We start from the raw sequence: 3,307 nt of genomic DNA on the forward strand, positions 1-3,307 counted from the left end.
AGGTGCTGAACACCAGCATTGCGAAGCGGTCGGCGCTGCGCTGGGCCGCGAACTCGCCGAGCAGCACGCGGGCGGTCTGCTGCTTGGACGGCCGGCCTCGATCGGCGCGCTCCCGGCTGATGTTGAAGTTGGCCAGACCGGGCGTTTGCGTGGCGATGCCCGAGGGCGTGCCGCTGATGAAGGCCTGATCCATGCTGCGGCTGCGGTCGACCAGCAGAACGATCTCGGCGCCCTGCCCCACGCGCTCGATCTCGTAGGCGGGCCGGTACAGGCCGGCGAGTCCGAGCAGCACGGCGGCGACGGCCAGCACCGCCAGCACTCGCAGCAACACGTCGAGTGCGCCCGAGAGGCGGTCGGGCGGCAGCAGCGCCGACCAGGAGTGCAGCAGCACCGCCTGCGGACGCCGCCACAGTGCGAGCAGCGCCAGCGGCAATGCCAGCAAGAGCCACGGCGAGGTGAAAGGCAGTTCGTTGGAAAGCATGGCGGCTTGTTCTCAGGCCGTGCCGCGCTCGGCGTTGCGGCAGGCGCGCGCGAAGGCAAGCAGCCAGTCGCGCTCGGTGGCGCCGGCACCGCCCGCACCATCTGCGCAGTCCGCACCGTCCGCACCGCCTGCTCGGTCTGCTCGGTCCGCGCGGTCTTCGGCGTTCGCGGCGGAGAGCGGCGAACCGTTTTGAAAGAACGTGGCCTGCGAGCGCATGAAGAAGTCACGGATGTCCTCGCGCAGCGGCGCGAAGCGAGGTACCCGATGGACGAAGCCGTCGACCGTGTCGGCGAAGACCACCTGCCCTGCCGTTTCGTTGAACGCTGCGTGGATCGCGCGGCAAGCGTCTTGCCAGCCCAGCTTTGAGGCCGGCGCCTTGCGCCCGGCGCGCAGCCGCCGATAGGCGCGCGTGAAAGGCCGCTGCCGTGCGGAAAGCCAGGGCAGGCCGAAATAGACGAAGGCCAGATAGCTGCCGAGACTCAGCGCCAAGGACGCACACCCGGTAATCAGTAGACGTTCCGGCCCGGTGTCGCGCAGCACGGGCGCGGTGTCGGGTTGCAGATCGCCCAGGCCGCGCCGTTGCGGGGCCTGCTCCGGCACCAGCGGCGCGACCGCGACCGGCCAGGACTCGACGAACAGATCCTCCGCCCGCGGCGTGCCATCGAAGCGCAGCCGCAGCGCCGGCAGCTCGTAGACGCGTGCGGCGACCGGTGCCGCAAAAACCTGGTACTCGAGCCACAAGGTGAGCCGTGTGCCGGTGGTGTTCGTGTCGGATTCGCGCTGCAGCGAGCGCAACGCCAGGGCCGGGCCGTGCCGGCCGATCGTCGGCAGCGATTCTTCATCGAGGCGCAGTCGCCGCGGCAGCTCGATGACGATCTGGCGTGTGGCGGTATCGCCGACCTGGTAGCCGTAGGTGCGCGGCTCGCTCACCGTCAGGCGCGGTGGCTCTGGTTGCGCCTGCGCCGAGCCGATGGTCGGCCAGCACGACAGCGCGGCAGCCAGCGAGAGTGCCGCCGCAATGACGCGAGCCTCAACGCTAGCGGTGGAAATGCGCAGTGACCGCATCGGCATCGAATCCATCGAGCAGGTAGAGCGGGCGCAGCCGGTGGCGCCGGAACAGTGCATCGAGCGCACCCCGCCGCGCTTCGAGCTGGCGTCGCCAGCGTTCGCGCAGCGCCGGACGCAGCCAGAGCAGGCGGCGCTGGCCGGTTTCAGCGTCGACCAGCGAGGCCAGACGGCCGATGCGGCTGGCAAGGCCGATGCCACCGGGCAAGCCCGCAGCGTTCGGTCCCTCCCCCGGCTGTGCGAACTCGGCCCGATCCCACAGCAGCACCGGCACCAGTTCGTGATGGGCCAGCGAGCCGAGCACCGCATCGAGCGCGGGCAGCGGCAGATGAAAGTCCGACAGCAGGAACACCAGCGAGCGCTCGCGCCGCAGCAGCCGGTGTGCATCCTTCAGTCCGTCGGCATTGCGCCCTGCCGGCGCGAACGCCCGCAAGCGCCGGGCGAATGCGCTGCCCACGCCTTGCGAGCGCACGAGCGGCAGCAGCCAGTCGCGGCGCACCGCTTCGTCGCAACCCACGAACCCGAAGGCGTCCCCGGTGCGCCAGGCCGACCACGCCAGCGCTTCCGTGAAATCGGCCAGCACGTCGAGCTTGCGGCGCTCGCCCTGAAACGCCATCGATGCCGACAGGTCCGCCACCGCGTAAACCGGCACCGCCTTGCGCTCGCTGGCCACGCGCACCAGCCACTGGCCGAGCGGGTCGCGCAGGCTCGCATGCAAGTCGAGCCGGCGCACATCAGGCGCGTCGTGCAGCGGCACGTGGGCGCGGAACTCGTGGCCGCTGTCGCCGCGGCGGCTGCGGTGGTGGCCGGGAAAGTGCGCGAGCGCCGGCCGGGCAACGCGGTAGGCGAACTCCTTCATCGCCTCGGCCTTGCGCGTCGCTTCAAGGCGCGGCGACCTGCCCGAGGATGCCGCGCACCAGTGCGCCGACGATCTCGGCCCGGCGCAATTCGTACACCGGCTGCAGGCACAGCCGGTGCGCGATGGTTTCGAAGAACACCGCGCGCACGTCTTCCGGCGTGATGTGGCTGCGGCCCTGCAGCCAGGCACAGACGCGCGCGGCGCGCAGCAGCTGGCTCATGCCGCGCGGGCTGGCTCCTGCCAGCATCACTTCGTTCGCGTCGTGCACGTCGGTGTCGATGAGCCGCACGCCGTACTCGCCGGGCCGCGCTGTGGCGCGCCACAGCCGCAGTGCGTAATCCTGCAGCGCCGGCGTGGCCTGGATGCTGTGCTGGATGGCCGCGGCCACCTCGCCGAGCGCCTGATACGGTACGACAGCGGCCGGCAATTGCGCGATCAGCGCATCGGTGTCGTGGAAGCGCGGCTCGAACATGAGTGCGAGGCGCTCGTCGTCGGCCTCGGGCACGTCGATGGTGATCTCCATCATGAAGCGGTCGCGCGCGGCCGAGGCGATCTCGAAGGTCTCTTCGCGCTCGACACGGTTGCGATCGGCAAACACCAGCAGGTGCGGCAGGCGCTGTTCGCGGTTGAAGGCGTTCAAGCTGCGCTCGGCCATCACACGCAGCAGCAGCGCATGCACCTGCGGGCGCGCGCGGTTGATCTCGTTGAAGAAGAAGATCGCCAGCTCTTCGCCGTGCTCGGTGAGCGGGCCGGGGTCGATGGCCGGGCGGCCGTCCTGGCCGATGTGGGTGTGATAGATCAGGTCGTTGGGCATCAGGTCGATCGTGCCCTCGGCACGGGCGAAGGCGCCGCCGATGAGTCGCGCATAGGCGCGCAGCAGCGTGGTCTTGCCGACGCCCACG

At 70.5% G+C, this 3,307-nt stretch carries 3 protein-coding genes and 1 pseudogene; all 4 read right to left on the minus strand.

Annotated elements, in window-relative coordinates:
- Nucleotides 1-481 (minus strand): annotated as a pseudogene (locus H0W38_RS19235) (hypothetical protein); the annotation flags it as partial.
- A 12-nt stretch (nt 482-493) separates the two neighbouring features.
- Nucleotides 494-1,546, minus strand: coding sequence for a hypothetical protein (locus tag H0W38_RS19240; protein WP_292457176.1), 1,053 nt, complete (start codon nt 1,544-1,546; stop codon nt 494-496).
- A complete protein-coding gene (locus H0W38_RS19245; RefSeq protein WP_292457179.1) occupies nt 1,518-2,405 on the minus strand; it encodes an MxaS protein in 888 nt (295 codons plus the stop codon). The genes H0W38_RS19240 and H0W38_RS19245 overlap by 29 nt, the downstream gene beginning before the upstream one ends.
- Nucleotides 2,406-2,427: 22 nt before the next feature.
- Nucleotides 2,428-3,307 (minus strand): MoxR family ATPase (locus H0W38_RS19250; RefSeq protein WP_292457181.1); only part of this gene is annotated, 880 nt, incomplete at its 5' end.

This window comes from Methylibium sp., from assembly GCF_013817365.1.
Classification (GTDB): Bacteria; Pseudomonadota; Gammaproteobacteria; order Burkholderiales; family Burkholderiaceae_C; genus Methylibium.